The sequence below is a fragment of the Flavobacterium sp. genome (assembly GCF_044341265.1).
In the GTDB taxonomy this organism is placed as follows: domain Bacteria; phylum Bacteroidota; class Bacteroidia; order Flavobacteriales; family Flavobacteriaceae; genus Flavobacterium.
The window spans coordinates 16,633-36,087 of the sequence record NZ_JBIISA010000036.1; the positions used below are offsets into that span (position 1 = coordinate 16,633).

A 19,455-nucleotide genomic window follows, 5' to 3' on the forward strand; every position below is an offset into this window, starting at 1 on the left:
TACCTTTGTTATTTACCATTCTTTTAATTCTTTAAAACAGAATTAGGTGTTTTAACATCCATCCACAAGGATTTTTCATCGCCATTGTAGGTTTTTGTTATTGGTTTTCCATCTCTAGTTAAACCTTTAAAAGTTCCACTATCAACATTTTTCCAAAGCACATATTTAGCTTGTGATTGCAAATTAATTAAGCCAAAATGATTTTCTGATCCTAACGGATTGGCTGCATCTTTCCAATTTTCATCAAATGCTTCAAAATAGAAACATGAAATATTATTTTTGTTAGTCCATGCTCTCATTAAATCATAATATAAAGCCGATTTGTATTCGTCTGTTGCCTTCGAACCATCATTTCCATAATGCTCATTTGACTTTGTTGCCCAACCTGTTTCACCAATATGAACTGGTTTATTCACACCAATTGATTTCATATAACTTACAACACTTTCGTATTGATTGATGGCATAATTTCTGGCTCTTATCATTGCAGCATCAACTTTTTCCTTTTCAGACAACTGCAATTCATTCTCTTTTATTCCCCAAAAAACTGGGTGATAATGCGTGTCGTGCATTGGATAAGTGTGCATCGAAATATAATCTACTGCTTTTATCAATTGGTTTAAATCTTCCACATGATAATCGGCAGTATGTCCACCCCAAGAAGCAAAATTATCTGAACTAGTTATCCAAACTTGTTTCGGTAATTTATTTTCTTTCTTTAAATTCTGTAAATGGTTTACCCATTTCAAAATGATGTTTGGCGTGACATAATAACTTGTTGCCCATTTCACCATTGCTTCATTTCCAACGGCAATAATTTTAATTATTTCTGGATATTTATTTGTTAATCTTACTGCTTCTTCAATTTCGATCGCATTTCTCTCACTTTCTTCATTATGAATTGGTTGCAAATTTGTCCATGCATTTTTACAATCAATCCATGCGCCAAGCATTACATACATTTCAAAATTTTCATCGGCTTTTTTTAATTCTGTAATGGCTTTTAACAAATTGGATACTTCTTCATAATGCACATTATAAGTTCGTAAAACTTTAATATTCAATGCAGAAAGTATTCTTAAATCTTCTTTAATTTCTGTTATCGTTGGTTGCTTTTCTCTTGTTTGAGTTCTATAACCACCATAACAAATGGCTTGGTATTCTGTATTTCCTAATAATTTTTCTGCCGTCATTTCTTTTGAAACTAAATTTCTTGTATTCATTGGTTTACATGATATAAACAATAGTAATATGATGTAAATCAGATTTTTCATTATCTTAACATGTCTTCGTTTAAAAAAACTTCAACCAATGTAATTTCATTAGTTCTATCGAATATTTTTTTGCTTTCTTCTTTGTTTAATTCTAATGTTTCAAAAATTTTAGTTGCTCCATATTTATAGTTCAAAACAATTTTACTTGTTGTATTAATTTTATAAATAACTGGCACTTGACATGTTGTAAATGCTAAAGAATCTTTTTCAAGATTCATAACTTTTTCCGAACCGTCAACCATCACAAAAGTTGCCTCGGTATCTTTTGATAAAAACTCTTCTTTTTTGAGGAAGCTTGGTTGGAATTGTAATTTTCCGTCGTTCATTTTCACACCTAATTCTCCAATTCTAGTTAGAATATCTTCTTTCACTTGACCTGTCATTCCTGGTTGTTGTGCGCCTTTACCAAAAGGTGTGTGTGAATAAGGATCTGTTGGAAATGCTCCGTAAACTTCTGGTGATTTATGAATTCCAATTCCGGCTCCGATTTCATCAAAATGATTTACTAAAGCATCAATTACTGCTTCATCTTCCTTATTTTCGATAGCTTTATTGATAACTTCCATTACGGCCAAATACAATTTGGAAACCATGTGCCAATAAATAGAACCTAAGCCTTCATAACCATAAAAAGTTCCTGAACGACCTGTAAAAGCTTTGTGATTGAATACGTCTTCGAATATTTGAAGCACAGCATCAGAATCTTTTGAGACCAATTCTTTATAATCTGCATTCGAAGCCAATAAATCTAAAGCATTCTTTAAATCATTAGCATTATGAAAATTACCATTGAAATGATAGTTTCCTTTGATGTCTTTATTGATTAATTGGAAATTGTTATTATCTAAAAGTTGCTTTAACAAAAGGGATTTTTCTACTTTTTCTCTAGGAATTGTATTCTTTTCTAAAAACTTAGGAAGTTCTTTATTTGGATATAAAATATAACTATTTTGATCTTTTCTATACAAAGCACTGTTTCTTAAAGCATCCAATACTTCTAAAGATTGTTTACCAGATAAAAATCCTGAGCTTAAAATAGCTACTTGACCTTCAAGCATTTCTGGTAAATAGGAAATAGAAATACCATTATTTTCAATAGACATTAAATTGTAAGCATGATACAACTTATCTTCTCTTTGATTGGCATTTATAGAATGCTCGATAAAATCAATACAAACTTTAGTAAAATTCTTCAAACCTTGCATAGAATGCGTTCTCTTTTTACCCCAAAAACCGCTGTTATAAACTTGAAAACGATATTCGGAAGCGACTTGACCTAAAGCATTAAGTATCTTTTGTCTTTCTTCATTAGAGATTGAACCAGATAATAAATGTTGATTATCTAATAAAATTTGTCTTATGGCATGATAAAACTCTACCATTTCATTAGATATTTTAATGGTTTCCTGATTAGAGTTATCTAATAATTGTTGGAAAAACTTCAAAAATCTTCTCAAATAATAAAGCGTAACCATTGAAACACCATTACCTACCAAAGCATTGTTAGCGTCATTCCATTCTGGACGTTGGGTGTTCATCCAAATACCTGCTTCTGGAATAAAATTGGACATTTTTGCCAAAACAGTAGCTAATAGTTTCTCGATTAGATTTACATGATAAATTTCATCAGTATTATCTCTTAGTAAAGCCCCATCTGCACCATTTTCAATTCTACGTTTTTGAATTTTAGCATCCCATTCATGGTCAAACTCGATTGTATCTTTTGGATTTTTTAAAATATCTTGATACGGTTTAATAATATAAGGAACAGCAGCATAAACAAAACACTCCTTATCAAAATAAGCGTTAAGTTTTCCAGGTTGGTACTTTTCTATAAATTCTAAAAACTTCAACAAATAGATAATTTGATGATCACCCCAATAACCAATGTAAGACCAAGGATTATCTGGTTCGATAGTTTCCCAATCAAAGCCACTTTTTGTTACTCTATAAGGATTGTATCCATCAAAAGTTGAAGCGTTCAAAAACTTGTGAATCATTCCGTCGATAAACTCTGGATAAGCGTTGGCTAAAGATTCCCAATTTTGAAAAATATCACGCCAGTTTCCTTCGTAATCTAATATTTTGGAACCATCAATTTCACTTCTTGTATTAATCGAAAATTTGTTCCATGGACGACTTGGATCACCGTGTCTTCTACTAAATTTAAGAGGAAGATATTCGGTACAAAGACGGACTAAATCGGCATTTTCAGAATTTGAAATTAATTCTTGAAGATATGAATAGTCAAAAGTTTCAGGTAAATCGTTTAAAAATTTACTTTCTTCTTGAAATAAGGTTTTGTTTGCTTTAGCTATGTAATTTACAAAATCATTTTTCCCGATGGTGTAGTTATTATCAAAAATACCACCACGCATGATGTTGAATAAAACATTTGAAAAATGACGTGTATCTTTGCGTTTATCTGCTGTGAATTGTAATCCGTCGGCAGTTGCATTTAGAGCGATAAGATTTTGAGTACCTAAATCTATATCTTGAATTATTTGATTATCTAACGTTTTATCATTGCAAATAGTATCTGCTAATTGAATAACTTGCGCTTGATTTTGATTTACATTAGCAATAATCTTCCAAGATTTAGAAGAATTCTTCGTCAAAAACAAATCGGTTGAAATAAAATAAGCACCTTTTTCACCTTTAATGTCGTTTTCTTGATGCACATTTTTAAATCTCCTAAAAGAAGTAAGTTGTAATGATGAAAGCAAATAAGTTGGATTATCCAATCCTAAAGACCAAGCAATATTTGCTTTTAGCGCTTCGCTTGGTTCGGCTTTATCAACAATAATAGCACTAAGAGCAAAAATTCCTAAACCACTTTCTGAGTGAAGTTCGTTTCTTTTGTAAGCATCAACTAGATTACTTGTTGTGGCTTGCAAATCACTATTAACTCCTTGAGGTAAAACGTTTTGGATTCCATCAAGAAGTGTTATTTTATAATCATTTTCAGAGTCATTAATTAATTCTGATTTTTTTACAAATCCGAATAAATTGCTAGAATTCCATTGGTATCTGAAAGTAAGTTGAAAATCGTTGTGAATTTCTTCAAATATGATTTTATTACCGAATTCGTTTTTGTATAAATTTCGAGTTACAGAATACTTATCATTAAATCGTTCTGAAAAAGGTTCCCAAATATATTTTTCGTTATTAGATGTAATTTGAAAAATAGTTTTACTTCCTGTTATGTCAGCAAATTCAGTTATTTTATCATCTGTATAATAAGGAAAAAGGGCAAATTCAGCATTTTTTCTTCCAGCTGTTAATCCGCCATTACTGGAAATAAACATCCAATGATTGGAATCGCTAACGATACTCATAAAGAATGGTCGCATTGAATCGTTATTGGAAATTTTATAGAAAACTTCTCCTTCTATTGAAATAATATTCATTTCAACAGATTTTGCAGTTAAATTATTGTTTGCTTTTTCAGTACTATTTTGGGATAGGCTCATAAACACTCTTTAATTGAAATTTAAAAAAATTAAATAATCTAATAGACTTAATAAAAAAGTCTATTAGATTATTATTTGAAAAAAAAACTTATTGATAAACTCTTATGTAGTCAACTAACATTTCTTGTGGAAATGGAGTTTCACTATTAGGTGCACCAGGATAGTTTCCACCAACTGCCATATTAAGTATTATGTAAAACGGTTGGTTAAAAACCCAATCACCAGTAACATCAAATGGAGTTATTTGATTGTAAAGAACATCATCAACATAAAAATTAATATAATTTTCTCCCCATTCAATTCCGAAAACGTGGAAATCTGTATCAAATCTGCTGTTTGGTAATGTAAATGTTTTAGTTATTGCGTTACCAGCAGAATATCCTGGACCATGAACAGTTCCAAAAACTTTAGTAGGACTATTTCCAAGGTATTCCATAATATCGATTTCTCCACATTGTGGCCATATTGCAGTATCAGAATTGCTTCCAAGCATCCAAAATGCTGGCCATAAACCTTTTCCTCTAGGCAATTTTATTCTAGCTTCTAATCTACCATACTTGGTTTCAAATTTACCTTTTGATAAAATTCGAGCAGAAGTAAAAGCTTCTCCCATATACTGTTCTCTGCGTGCAGTAATTTTAAGCAAACCGTTTTCAACTTTAATATTTACAGGTCTATCTGTGTAATATTGAAGTTCGTTATTACCCCAACCATCTGAACCAGTTCCAATATTGTAAGACCACAGATTAGAATCTGGAGCTCCATTAACACTAAATTCATCACTCATTACTAATTGATTTTTAGTAACAACTGTTTGCTTTTCATCAGTAGAACAGCTATTAAATAATAAAACTATCGATAATGAAAGAATTAAACTATTCTTATTTTTAATTGAAATCATTTTTACTTTTTTTAGTTATGAAAATATACATTATCGACGTATAATATAGAATTATCGCCACCTTCAAGAATAATTTGAGCTAGATTGTTTCTATTCAAAAGACCTGGCATTGCAGAAAATGGAATTTCAATTGAAATCCAATTTTGAGAAACTAAAGTAGGCGCAGTAAATGTTGTAGAATGTCTTGTATCATTACCTCCACCGAAAACTCCATCAGCACCAAAATCTACTACAATAACACGTAATTGTCTTCCTGGAGCGATTGGACCTGGAATAAATGCATCCATATGAAAATGAGTCATTGAAGTAGCATTAACTGTTGGACCATCAAACTCAATTCCAACAAAATTAAAGTTTGTATAATTTAAAACATTGTCACCTAAAACAGAAAAATCATTTGAAACTGTTGTTTGCCATGGTTGCCAATATCCATTATAATATTCAACAGGGACATTTGTATATGCATCTGAAAATATGGAAATTACATTAGATGGATTTAAAGTTGGAGTTGGAGCATTAATATAGGTACCAGTACAATTTATTATTAAGCTTCCTGTTGTAGGTTGACCATTGAAAGTAGCTGTTATTGTTGCTGTTCCAGCCGCAATTGGGGTTACTACACCAGCATCATTTACCGTTGCGACAGATGGGTTTGAAGAAACAAAATTTAAATATGCTGGTGCGATTGTAACAGATTGGTTAATACCATTTGGCATATTAAAATTTGCAACTACACCGTTTACAACAGAAGTTACGCCCACAAAAGTTGTTCTTGTAACGTTAGTACCATTCATGATTGAAGCGTTTAAAGGTAGAATTGTACCTAATTTTTCAAACTTTAAATCATCAATCCAAAAAGTATATCCTAGACTGTTTGTTCCTTGACTACCAGCAGCATATCTAAACATCCCTCTTTCTTTAACTAATTTAGAAGCATCTGGAATAGGAATAATTACTTTTTGCCAGTTTGTACCGACACTAACATTAGTTATGGTTGTAATATATTTATTAGGGAAAAAATCTTCACCAAAACCAAATTCAGCAATATTAACTCCTTGACTAGCTTTAACATAAAAAGTCAAAGCGTCATAACCTGTTAAATCGCGACCTGCTCCTTCTGTTCTAAAAATAGCACCTGCATAATTTCCTCCAGGATCATTTGCATTAGGAACATCAAAACGCATTGATGCTGTTCCTCTGTAACTTACTTGATTGTCTACTGACCATGCAGTAGGCTTAGAACCGCCGTAAGGAAAATAAAAGTCACTACCCATTGCAACAGGTGCATCAGTAAATACTTCAGCTGTTTTTGGATAAGTTGCAACAACAGCTTCATCTGACAAATCTCTTTCGCAACTAATATTGATTAAAATAATCAATCCAAATAAAAGCGAATTTCTTAAATAATTAATTTTTCTATTTTTCATTTTTTCAATTTTTTTAAATTATTTACCAATATTTATATGAATGTATGTTCTGATTTCCCATTCAGATCCATTTCCAAATCCTACTGGAGTTAAAACAGGTACTGCTGGAAAAGTATTTGCTGGAACGAAAGTTGGAGAATACCTTGGAGAATATTGATCTAATGAACGCCAAATACCCATGATACCTATTTTTGTATCAGGTAAAATAAACCAATTTGGTTTTCCAACAGAAGTTGAAATGTCAATAGAACTTTGTACAGGGTATGTTAAGTTAAAGTCACGGTGATAATCAAAAGGACCCCAATCATTTATTTTTAAAGAAGAAACGACTTTCACTTTTTTGTAAATCACTCTTAAATCACCACCCATTCTATTGATTGTTCTCTCTGAATCACCATTTGCTTGACCATTACCAAAGTATAAGTTAGCTATCATCCCTAAATCTGGACTGATTTTTGAAACTATTCTAGTATTTGATTCCCATAAATTTTGAGCTGGAGCTGAATTAGGAAAAGCAAAAGGAGTACGATTTGCTAAAAATCCGATAGCCGCATCCATTGTTGTAGGCAGTTTTCTGTATACAAAACCTGTACTGAAAGCAAATTTTGCATCTTCAACCATATCATTATTCCACTCATACATCCAAGTTGCTGGAGTTGGGTCGAAAGTAAGTAATAGCTCTCCACCTAATGTTCTTCTATTACTTCTAACAAAAAACGGATCGTCTAATACATTTCTTAATCTTCCAGGAGCATCAACACCATTTGGCATAGCATCAACAATAGGTTGTTGCCACAACATATTTGGAGCAATTTGAAGTTTTGAGTTAATGTTGTAAGTAAATCCAGCAAGAAAGTTCATTTGGTTACCACTTCCTGAATCTTTTAGTCTCCATCCTGTAAATGTCTGAACATTGTCTGCTCCTCCATTAGCAACTAAACCTTGAATTGCACCTTGAGTGTAGACATTAAATCTACCCTTAGAAAATGTTAACTTTGCTTTTCCTCCCCAGTTATCTTTGTTATTTATCTTATCTACTTTAACGATATTACCATCCATCATTTGAAACTCTCTACCATTTAAAGGTTGTCCTGCCCAAATACCACCAGCTTCAACACCAAGATCGCCTAGCTTTGTTTTAAAATGAATAGTTGCTCTTCTTGTTTTAGGAACTGGAAATGCAATTGAAGAAACGGCTTGAGAAATTTCTACTTGATTTATATCTTCGTGATATACTGCTGTAGCATCTACTTTACCTAATTTTGTTCCATACTTTACAAGATATGCTGGGTTTGCTCCCCACCATAATTGTGGTCCGAATGCAGCTTTAAAACCTTTTAAACTTCTTTTACCATCAACTTCAAACCCTAAAGTTTCTCCATTATAGATATCTAAATTAGGTCCATAGTTAGCTTCAGAATATAAAGCAAAGAAGTCACCTTCATAACCCCAATGGTAATGTCCTGTTCTATAAAAACCTCTTACTTCAAAATCCTTTGCACTCCATGTGTAAGATGCATTGTATACTTGTACTCTATTAAAATCACTTACAACTAAAGGTCCCTCAGGTGTATTAAAAGTTTGAGCTCTACCTCTATTTTCATAAAAGATTTCGTTAATTGGATTTTCAGCAACTCTTCCTAAAATATTAAAATTTACATTTGCTTTCATGTTAGAAGATGGATTACCCTCAACACCAACAAAATAGGACTGCATGTGATCAAAACCTAACCTGTTAGGAAAATTAGTTGTAGCTGGATCATCACTCTTAGGTGTTGAAATTAAAGTACCACCAGTATTAAAGGTTGTAAATTCTGCTCTAAGATTACTAATTTTTAAAATTTGACTATCATTACTTCCTAAAGCTGCTTTATCTGCTCTAGCTCTTAGTGAAGCGTCCATAAGATTTGCTTCATCAAAGTGAGTGTTCATTTTGGCTTTATTTGCTGTTTCAGCAAACGGATTAAACTTATGAATATCTTTTAAAACGTAATAAGCAGATCTTGGATACAATTGGTAAAATCCTTTTTCGTTTGTTGGCCCTTTGGCACAAATACCAAACCACTCTTCATTCATGTTATTTTGTCCTTCAGTAAAATCTTTTTGATAACCACCATTAGACCATGAAGCATTACTATCATGTTGATCTAAATTTTTTGTTTGACCATATTTCCACCATCCATCACTAAACTGAAAAGTAAAACCACCAAGACAATTTCCGTTTTTACCCATCCCAGCTGCGTTTTCATAAATTTCTTTCCAATTTCCTTTTAAGTAAAAAGCTTGTGCATTTTGATCTTCTTGATTTGTTAGAACATTAAAAGCATCTGAACCAAATTCTGTAAAGAGAACCGGTTTTCCATATTCTTTTTTTACTCTATCAAACAAATCACCGAAAGAAACTCCACGGTAAACATTTGTACCATATATATCAACATCCTTACATTCTTCTGCAACTATGTCTAAGAAAAGTAAATCTCCATTACATATTGCCATTGGATGATTTGAATCTATTGCTTTCATTTTAACAACAGCTTCATTAAATAATTTGTACATTGAACGTGCACGAGCAGTAGACTTTCTATCTTTTACTGGAATATTTTCTGTTTCAGCTCCATCCCAAAACAAACCATAGTTATTTTCATTTCCAAGTAGGAATAATAACAAACCTTTAGTGTTTTTATATTCAGTAGCCATTTCAGTTGCTTCCTTAAGTAAAAGTTCACGAGTTTTAGCATCTGAATATTCCGTATTTGGTTTCCAAACGCCATCAATTGTCAAACCATATCTACCAAAAGAGTGATTTAACATTGTATAAATTCCATAGTTTGTATGAATGTATTCAATCCATTTTTTTGGCATTCCTGAATAAACACGAATGGTATTTACTCCCATATTTTTTAGCAATCCCATTTCATCATCAAGAGCTTGTTGAATAAATGCATCAGGCTGTTTCCAAAGGCTATATGTATAATTTGTTCCAATTGGAAAATAATCCCAGTTCATTCCGTTTACAATAAAATCTTTTCCATCAACTGTAAGTTTTTGATCGGAATTATTTTTTTGAATTGTTACTTTTTCTGTTTGTGAAAAAGAGTTGATAGAACTGCAAAAAATTAGTAGAAAAATAATTTTTTTCATTTGAAGTACTAGATTAGGTTAATAGTTAAATATAAATTTTTTAAGTTTTATTGATTTCATAAAAATACTAATGATTTTTTATACAATTGATAAAAACAACCACAACAAAAAACATACACACAAAAAAAATAATTGTATAGTTCTAGGTTTATCCTTGAAAACATTCTAGAAATGGCACATTATGAGAACATTTTTGTAGTAAAAAAAACTGACATAAACATTTTTGTTGAGGAAATGTATAGGCGTTTTAACAGAAAAAATTATTGTTTAAATTGATAAAATGTATTCAACAAGTCCTTTTTCATGAGGCAAATCCATTTTTTTACGCAAACGATATCGTTTAATCTCAATACTTCTCACAGAAATGTTGAGTAATGGAGCAATTTCTTTGGATGAAAGGTTTAACCTTAAGTAAGCACAAAGACGCAAATCATTAGGTGTAAGTGAAGGATGCGCAAGCTTAATTTTCTTCAAAAAGTCTTTATCAGCAGTATCGAAAGCTTCTTTGAATACATTCCAATTATCTTCTTGTGAAATGTTCTTTGTAATGGTTGAAATTACAGATTTGATACTTCTATTATTACTATCATCAGAAGATTTCTTTAAATCTTCTTTAATTAACGATAATAACTCGTCTTTTTTAATCAAGCTCATTGTTGAAACAGCTAATTCTTTGTTTTTGGCATCATATTCTTGTGCTAACTGCTCGTTCTTAATTTTCATTAATTGCTGTTCGTTCTCAAGTTCTTTGATTTCTAACAATAAATTATTTTCTTCAATTAGTTTCTCACGCTGAGTATTATAATAATTTTTGTAAAGCTTATTCACATAAATCAGTGAGGAAATTATTAATAAACTATAAATTAAAATTGCAAAATTTGTAGCATACCAAGGCTTTTTAATGGTAAATGAATAAGATGCTAAATTATCATTAGCAGCATTTGAAACCCTAGATCTAACTTTAAAAACATAATCACCAGGAGGAAGATTTTTAAAATTCACCATCGGTTTGGCACTCCATTCACTCCATTCTTCTTGAAAACCTTCTAATAGATATTGATATTCAGCATAAATGTATTTATTATACTCTGGCACTGTGTAACTAAAAGTTACATTATTTTCATCATAATCGTAAATTCCTTCTTCTGACAATGGAAAACTTGTTTGTTTTTCATTTAACTTATTAATACTTAAATCAGTAATTGAAACATTATGACTTTTAACACTTAAATCATTAATATTGATTACATAATAACCATCTGTAGTACCTATTAGATATTGATAATTTGATAATTGCGAAATATTTTCATAGCCTAACATTGAATTTGTTAGTGTAGAAGGAATTGAAATCACATTCTTTTTTAAGCTAGTGTTTAACTTATTTAATGTAAAGTAATTGATGTAATTTTTAGAAAAAAGCCATAATTTATTAGAATCATCTAAAATTAATTTCACTGAATTATATTCATCATTATCAAAAACACTACTTAATGAATTATCTTTTACAAATAATTTAGTCTTTTCATTTAGTTTATAAATTCCATCTTTAAATGCATAATATATTGAATTATTAAATTTGGCTAAACCTGCATTTTTCCCTTTAGGAGGATTAGTGTAAGCAAATAATTTATTGCATTTCTTGAAGCTATTATCAACTTGAAAACGAAAAACTCCCTTGTATTCATGACTGACATAAACTTCGTTATGATTAGTGATTTCAAAATATTTAGATGAATAATTGAAACCTTCTATCTTATTCTTAAAAACCCATTGATTGTTTACTTTCTCTAAAACCGAGATTCCATAATAATTTCCTTGAATTATCAACTTATTATTACTTGGTACACTCTCAAATTTCCATGTACCAGATTGAGAAAAAATTGATTTTGAATTTTCATCTTCAATCAAAAAAGTTCCAGAATCATGACCACAAAAAAGAGTATTGTCATAAACAAAAAGAGACCATACTTGACCTTTAGTGCCTTTAACAAATCTGAATTGTTCCTCATTCAAATACTCTTTACAAAAAAGACCTTGATTGGTTCCGATATATAATTTTTGATTGTATACTGTAGAAGTATAAACTGTTCCTAAAATTCCAGTTTCATCTGTAAAACTCTTTATTGGTGACTGCAGATTGATACAATTGATTCCGTTATCTAAACCAATCCAAAGATTTTTTTCTGCATCTTCCATTAAAGACAAAACCGTGTTGTTACACAAACCTTTACTTTGAGTAATGTGGTATTTTACTTTTCCATCTTTAGTTACAATAAAAACACCATTTGATATGGTACCCACTGCAAAACTTCCATCTGAAAGAATTTGACTACTGTAAATACTACTTGCAGCAATTTCTGAATCTGCCTCGGCATTAAATTTTAATAAACTCCCATTTATTAATTTATAAAAGCCATTAAATTGAGTATGAATTAGAAGTCCTTCATCTATAGAAAAAATATTAACAATTTTATTTCCTTTTAAAACTGAATTATTCGAAATCAACTTGCTAGTTCCATTCTCAATTTCAAATAAAGAATAATCTGTGGTTTGATAATAAATTGAATTTGAGGTTTTGAATGATTTTAAAACCCCATTTTTGGGCATTACTATTTTAAAAGTATTTGCTTTTGTATCATAAATATAAATTCTGTTTAATGATTGAAAAACAACCCATTGATCATAGCTAATTATATTCCAGAATTGCTCATCATCAAGAACTTTTGATTTAATTTTATTACTTAATGAAGTATAATTTAAATGACCATTACTTTTTCTAGTCCAAAAACCAAACTCCATGTAGCAACCAGTATATATTCTATTTCCGATAACTTTTACAGAACGAATAATTGTTTCGTTTGGTGATTTATACAAATTCCAAGTTGAGCCATTAAACTCAAGCAAACCTTCATTATTTGCAAAATAAACAAAGTGTTTACTATCTTGAGAAATCATCCAGTTTTGATTTCCAGCGTTATATACAGAAGAATTATATTTAATAATTGGTGGTAATTCTTGTGAAAAACAGAAGAAACTTAATAACAATGTATAAATAAAAAAACTATTTTTCAAATTCATTAGATCAAAATTATATGTTGTTAAATATATAAATTTTTTTATAAAAAAAGCACGCCAATTGACGTGCTTTAAAACTGACTAATTATAAAACTTATTCTTTAATTATTTTAGAAGTAGTAACATTTCCATCAATATTTGTTTTTACCAAGTAAATAGAATTTTGGAAACCTGATAAATCAATAGTTGCTGATAAATCATTTGGATTAATAGACAACACTTCTTGACCTAACAAATTAAAAACAGATACGTTTTGTATAATTCCTTTTGCTTCAATAGTAAATGAATCTTTTGTAGGATTTGGATACATTTTAGAAGTAGATACTTCAAAATTTGCATTAGATAAAACCGTATTTTTATGTAGATAAATGTTGTCAACATAAAGAATACCAAGATTAGATGTAATTAAAAATTGATAAATAGAACCTCTAGTTTGATCTCCACCAAAAGCTGTTAAAGGTACATCTATAGAAACCCAAGAACCAGTTGTTGTAGGAAGATGAGTTAATAATAATGCTGAAGTCTCACCAGCTTGAGCAGCATGATTTGACAATTTTGGATTAATTACTTTTCCAATTAAATCTGTTCCAGGATTGATATAATAATCCATATGGAAATGAGTAAAATCAGTTGCATTTTGATATGCCGCTAATTGAACTCCTAAAAAGTTTCCAAAAGTGATTTTTTTAGTAGGATTTCCTGCTATAGAAAGGTCTACAACATTTGAATCATCCCAAGAAGTTGACCATTCAGTAATTCCAATATTAGAATAAGCATCACTAAACAAAGAAATAACATCTGCTGCTGGTCTCGCTGGAGGAGTTGGCGCAGCTACTGTTGGATCCGCTGGAGGTGGAGTTATTGCAGCTTCTTCAGCTCTAATATTATCTACATAAAACACTAAGTTTGTAGGTGGAGTGATAAATCCAGTATTTGTAGCATTCCAGTTAGCAAAGAAAATTATTTTTTCATATTCTCCATTAGCAGCTCCTGTTCCGTCCATTGGAACAGCAAAGTTAAAAGTTAAAGTTTGCCATTGTCCTGGTGTTGTGTAAGCTTTAGAAGTTGCAGATGCTGGAGCACCAACTTCAACTTTAGCTAACATATTAAAAGCTTGTGTAGCATAAACATCAACTTGCATCGTTTTATTTGTTGTAAGTTTTGCTTTTTTCAGAGTTTGTTTAAATTCAATACCTTGCCATGGATTTCCTCCAACAACTTGAGTACCTTGTAAAACATTTCCATTTGCAGCACCAGCTGCAGGATCAGTAACAATTGCAGCAGAAGCACCTTCAAAACCAACTACATCAATATAAGTAATTGGTGCTTCAAAATTTTGGATTAATGGTAATGTTGGCGCCGGTGTAGCAACCAATGTTAAAGTTACATTATCGATAAAAAAACTAGCATTACTCAATCCACCTTCAAAACCTAATTTCATTGTTGGATAAGTTTGACCAACAACAAATGTAGCTTCATAATTTGTCATTGTAGTAGTTAAATTGAAATTTTGAGTATGAATAGCAGCAAAACCTCCACCATCTTCACCAAAAAATAATCTAACAGGACGAGCACTTGCTCCTCTTGCATCAAAAGTAATTTTGTAACTTTGACCAGCAGTTAAAGATGAAATTTGTGCTGGAGTTAATACTTGGTTCAATTGAACGTGCCAAACCTCACCACCTGCACCAACAATAGTAGTTACATTTGCTTCATTATTAGTGGCATTCACAACGCCTGAAACTCCTGCAAAATCTGCAAAAAAAGTAGTCCATGAACTTAAGCCACCACTAAAGTCTCCATTGGTAACAATGTTTTGTGAAAATCCGCTGAACGAAAATAAAGCGAATAACATCAAAGTAATTTTTTTCATAATTTTTTAAATTTAGTTGAAATGTAAATTTACACAACTATTAGACAAATAAAATTTTATGCAACTATATAAAAACTATACAAAATAAAAAATCACTAAATCGTTGGAAATTAATAGCACATCCTTGATTTTGTTGTATTTAACAATCATAATCAAAATTTGAATAATAATAACAATGTTGAGTTAATGTATAGGTAATTTTAACATACAAGCATGAAATTATGATTTAAAGAATTAATGATACATTAAATTTTATACACAATTTTGTCAATATCATAAAATCATTCATAAAATAATAACATATACATTATTCTCAAATTAACATTTCATCATTATTACTGACCGCATAATACTATATCTCATTTCATAAATCATTATCTTTGCAAAAATTCTAATCTTGCTATGATTACAAAAGATTTTTCTAAACTTGAACCTAAAAAGAACATCTTAATAAAAGGTGCTGAAATTCACAACTTAAAGTCACTTGATGTTGCAATTCCAAGAAATAAATTGGTTGTAATAACAGGACTTTCAGGCTCGGGAAAATCTTCTTTAGCATTTGATACTTTGTATGCCGAAGGTCAACGAAGATATGTAGAAAGTTTATCTTCCTATGCAAGGCAATTTTTAGGACGTTTAGACAAACCTAAAGTTGAATATATAAAAGGAATCGCACCTGCCATTGCTATTGAACAAAAAGTAAATACTACAAATGCTCGTTCAACAGTTGGAACTTCTACAGAAATTTATGATTATTTAAAATTGCTTTTTGCTAGAATTGGTAATACAATTTCGCCTATTTCTGGAAACCAAGTTAGAAAAGATACTGTTTCTGATGTAATCAATAAAGTAAAAACATTTGAATTAGAAAGTCGTTGGCTACTTCTTGCTCCTATTCATTTAGAACAAGGAAGAAAACTAGAAGACAAACTTAAAGTACTCCTTCAACAAGGATTTGCGAGAATTTTGGTTAATAACGAAATGGTTCGTTTAGATGAAATTAATCAACATTCACTAGACAATAAAGACGTTTTATTAATTATTGATAGAATCATTGTTAAAGACGAAGAAGAGTTCTTTAATCGCCTTTCTGATGCTATTCAAACAGCTTTTTTTGAAGGAAAAGGAGAATGCTATCTGCAAGATTTATCAAATAATAATCGTTTAGAATTCAGTTCTAATTTTGAATTGGATGGCATGACTTTTTTAGAACCCAACGTTCATTTATTCAGTTTTAATAATCCTTATGGTGCTTGCCCAACTTGTGAAGGTTATGGAAATATAATTGGAATTGATGAAGATTTAGTAATTCCAAATACAGCACTTTCTGTTTTTGAAAACGCAATTTATCCTTGGCGTGGCGAAAGCATGGGTTGGTATCGAGACGAATTGGTAAATAAAGCTTACAAGTTTGATTTTCCTATACATAAACCTTATTTTGAGCTTTCTGAGCAACAAAAAGACTTGGTATGGAAAGGAAATCAATATTTTCAAGGATTAAATGATTTCTTTAAGGAATTAGAAGAAAAAAATTATAAAATTCAGAATCGTGTGATGCTTTCACGTTATCGTGGGAAAACCAAATGTAATGTTTGCAAAGGAAAACGTTTACGAATTGAAGCCAATTATATTCAAGTTGGTGGAAAAACCATTTCTGATTTAGTAGATTTATCAATCAAGAGATTAATTCCATTTTTTGCTGATTTGCAATTGTCTGATTATGATAAAACGGTTGCCAAACGACTTTTAATAGAAATCAATAGCCGATTGGCTTTCTTAAGTAACGTTGGATTAGAATATTTGACTTTAAATAGAAATTCAGCAACGCTTTCTGGAGGAGAATCACAGCGAATTAACCTAGCCACTTCGTTAGGAAGTAGTTTGGTGGGTTCGATGTATATTTTGGACGAACCAAGTATTGGATTACATCCAAAAGATACTGAATTGTTGATTGGAGTTTTAAAAAATCTTCGTGATTTAGGAAATACAGTAATCGTTGTTGAACACGACGAAGACATCATGAAACAAGCCGATATGATTATTGATATTGGTCCAGAAGCTGGAACTCATGGTGGAAATTTAGTGGCTCAAGGAACATTTGATGAAATTTTAAAATCAGATTCACTAACAGCTAAATATCTAAATGGTGAATTAGAAATTAAAGTTCCAAGAACACGAAGAAAATGGAGTACTTATATTGATATTCTTGGAGCAAGAGAAAATAATTTACAGAATCTTGATGTTCGTTTTCCATTAGAATGTTTGACTGTTGTAACCGGAGTTTCTGGAAGCGGAAAAAGTACTTTGGTTAAAAAAATATTATTTCCTGCCATTCAAAAAAGATTGGAAGGCGTTGGTGAAAAAGCTGGTCAATTCTCTGATATGCAAGGACATTATCATAGAATTCATCATATTGAATATGTAGATCAAAATCCAATAGGAAGAAGTTCGCGTTCTAATCCTGTGACATATATAAAAGCTTACGATGATATCCGTGATTTGTTTTCTAAAACTAAATTATCTAAAATTCGTGGCTATCAACCTAAACATTTTTCATTCAATGTAGATGGTGGAAGATGTGAAACTTGTAAAGGTGATGGTTCTATTAATGTAGAAATGGTTTTCATGGCTGATGTAGAATTACCATGTGAAACTTGTAACGGAAAACGATTTAAAAAAGAAATTCTAGAAGTAACTTTTGAAGGAAAAAACATTGATGACATTCTAACGATGACCATTGATGATGCCATTTCATTCTTTAGCGAGCACAAACAGGCTAAGATTATGCAAAAATTACAACCTTTGCAAGATGTTGGATTAGGTTATGTTCAATTAGGACAATCCTCTTCTACTCTTTCTGGTGGTGAAGCACAACGTATTAAATTAGCTTCATTTCTTGTAAAAGGAAACACTAAAGACAAAGCTTTATTTGTTTTTGATGAACCTACTACTGGATTGCATTTTCATGATATTCAGAAATTATTGACATCGTTTGAAGCTCTAATTGATAAAGGACATTCTATTATTGTTGTTGAGCACAATCTTGATTTAATAAAATGTGCTGATTGGATAATTGATTTAGGTCCAGAAGGTGGTGAAAATGGCGGCTTACTTCTTGCTGCTGGAACTCCTGAAGATGTAGTTAAAAATAAAGCATCAATTACTGGGAAATATCTGAAAGAGAAGTTATAATATTGCAAAAAAAATAAAACATGAAAAAAACTACACTTATTCTATTATTACTTTTAAGTTTATCAATTCAAGCTCAAAATTACACTTTTAGTAATCTTACAGGAACTTACTCCAACTTAACAGGAACAACCTCTTTAAGTAATGGTGAAATTTGGGATGATCCAGAATATGATTTAGTATTACCATTTCAGTTTGTCATAAATGGTATGTCTAACTCTAATTTCAAAGTTTATGATAGTACTATAACTTTACAAACTGGTGGTCCAATTTATCAAGTAATTGCGCCACTTGCAAATGATTTAATTGATCGTGGCGATGGAGGTCCAACTTCATTATCACCAATAAGTTATAAAATTGATGGAGCCGTTGGAAGTAGAATTGCAAAAATAGAGTTTCAAAATTGTGGTTCTTTTGATGACACTACACTTGCTATGTTTGTGAATTTTCAAATATGGATGTATGAAGGTTCAAATATTATTGAATTGCGTTATGGTCCAAGTTCTGTAACAAACGACAATATCTTTTACGGAACTGATTCTGGTGCGATAATTGGCCTAGCTGGAGCTGATGTGGATGATAATTTATCAAACACTCATCTTTTGACTGGTCCTGCTTCAAGTCCTACTCTTTCAACTAGTAATTCATTTGTTAATGTTACTGGAACACCTCCAGCAAATACAATTTATCGCTTTACACCAACAACCTTAAATAATTCTGAAATCAGTTCATCATTGGTGACCTTATATCCAAATCCTTTTAATGATTTTATTGTAATAGAAGGTTTGAAATCAAATTTTAGTTACGATATTTATAATGTTAGCGGAAAATTAATCCAAAGTAATCTAGAAGCTACTTCTGGAACTCAAATTGACACAAAATCATTTGAATCAGGAATTTATATTTTGAAAATTGTTTCTGAAAATGAAACTATTGTAAAGAAAATAATCAAAATGTAATTTGATTATTTATAAATCATAAAAAAATGGCTTCTATTACGGAGGGCACTGAAAAAGTCCTTTAAGTAATAAGTATAATAATTTAAGGAGTAGAAAACTTAGTTTTTCTGCTCTTTTTTTTGTATATTTAGCTGTAATTATAG

9 protein-coding genes are annotated in these 19,455 nt (G+C 30.8%); 2 read left to right on the forward strand and 7 right to left on the reverse strand.

Annotation, left to right across the window (positions count from 1 at the left end):
- Positions 1-23 precede the first annotated feature (23 nt).
- The 7 genes from ACIQ06_RS14220 to ACIQ06_RS14250 form a co-directional block, all read right to left on the reverse strand.
- Positions 24-1,223, reverse strand: coding sequence for a glycosyl hydrolase family 17 (locus tag ACIQ06_RS14220; protein ID WP_396147440.1), 1,200 nt, complete (start codon positions 1,221-1,223; stop codon positions 24-26).
- A 50-nt stretch (positions 1,224-1,273) separates the two neighbouring features.
- Complete coding sequence (locus ACIQ06_RS14225; RefSeq protein ID WP_396147442.1) at positions 1,274-4,747, reverse strand: hypothetical protein; 3,474 nt, start codon at positions 4,745-4,747, stop codon at positions 1,274-1,276.
- An 88-nt stretch (positions 4,748-4,835) separates the two neighbouring features.
- Positions 4,836-5,648 carry a family 16 glycosylhydrolase gene (locus ACIQ06_RS14230; protein WP_396147444.1) on the reverse strand — a complete coding sequence of 271 codons (813 nt, stop codon included), beginning with the start codon at positions 5,646-5,648 and terminating at the stop codon, positions 4,836-4,838.
- 11 nt (positions 5,649-5,659) lie between these two features.
- Positions 5,660-7,075, reverse strand: coding sequence for an Ig-like domain-containing protein (locus ACIQ06_RS14235; RefSeq protein WP_396147446.1), 1,416 nt, complete (start codon positions 7,073-7,075; stop codon positions 5,660-5,662).
- Positions 7,076-7,093: 18 nt separating this feature from the next.
- Positions 7,094-10,216 (reverse strand): glycosidase, encoded by a 3,123-nt coding sequence (locus tag ACIQ06_RS14240; protein ID WP_396147448.1) that lies wholly within the window; start codon positions 10,214-10,216, stop codon positions 7,094-7,096.
- A 267-nt stretch (positions 10,217-10,483) separates the two neighbouring features.
- Positions 10,484-13,294, reverse strand: coding sequence for a triple tyrosine motif-containing protein (locus ACIQ06_RS14245; protein WP_396147450.1), 2,811 nt, complete (start codon positions 13,292-13,294; stop codon positions 10,484-10,486).
- A 91-nt stretch (positions 13,295-13,385) separates the two neighbouring features.
- Positions 13,386-15,164, reverse strand: a complete 1,779-nt coding sequence (locus ACIQ06_RS14250) for a carbohydrate binding domain-containing protein (protein ID WP_396147453.1) — start codon at positions 15,162-15,164, stop codon at positions 13,386-13,388.
- 402 nt (positions 15,165-15,566) lie between these two features.
- Here ACIQ06_RS14250 and uvrA point away from each other — a divergent pair, with 402 nt between their 5' ends.
- A complete protein-coding gene (uvrA, locus tag ACIQ06_RS14255) occupies positions 15,567-18,356 on the forward strand; it encodes an excinuclease ABC subunit UvrA (protein WP_396147455.1) in 2,790 nt (929 codons plus the stop codon).
- A 20-nt stretch (positions 18,357-18,376) separates the two neighbouring features.
- Positions 18,377-19,312: a T9SS type A sorting domain-containing protein gene (locus ACIQ06_RS14260; protein WP_396147457.1), complete on the forward strand. Its 936-nt coding sequence runs from the start codon at positions 18,377-18,379 to the stop codon at positions 19,310-19,312.
- Positions 19,313-19,455: the final 143 nt, after the last annotated feature.

Excerpts from the sequence above, each read along its gene's own strand:
- ACIQ06_RS14240 (WP_396147448.1), bottom strand. The coding sequence starts at position 10,216 with ATGAAAAAAATTATTTTTCTACTAATTTTTTGCAGTTCTATCAACTCT.
- ACIQ06_RS14260 (WP_396147457.1), top strand. The coding sequence starts at position 18,377 with ATGAAAAAAACTACACTTATTCTATTATTACTTTTAAGTTTATCAATT.
- ACIQ06_RS14250 (WP_396147453.1), bottom strand. The coding sequence starts at position 15,164 with ATGAAAAAAATTACTTTGATGTTATTCGCTTTATTTTCGTTCAGCGGA.
- ACIQ06_RS14235 (WP_396147446.1), bottom strand. The coding sequence starts at position 7,075 with ATGAAAAATAGAAAAATTAATTATTTAAGAAATTCGCTTTTATTTGGA.
- ACIQ06_RS14225 (WP_396147442.1), bottom strand. The coding sequence starts at position 4,747 with ATGAGCCTATCCCAAAATAGTACTGAAAAAGCAAACAATAATTTAACT.
- ACIQ06_RS14230 (WP_396147444.1), bottom strand. The coding sequence starts at position 5,648 with ATGATTTCAATTAAAAATAAGAATAGTTTAATTCTTTCATTATCGATA.
- ACIQ06_RS14245 (WP_396147450.1), bottom strand. The coding sequence starts at position 13,294 with ATGAATTTGAAAAATAGTTTTTTTATTTATACATTGTTATTAAGTTTC.
- ACIQ06_RS14220 (WP_396147440.1), bottom strand. The coding sequence starts at position 1,223 with ATGAATACAAGAAATTTAGTTTCAAAAGAAATGACGGCAGAAAAATTA.
- uvrA (WP_396147455.1), top strand. The coding sequence starts at position 15,567 with ATGATTACAAAAGATTTTTCTAAACTTGAACCTAAAAAGAACATCTTA.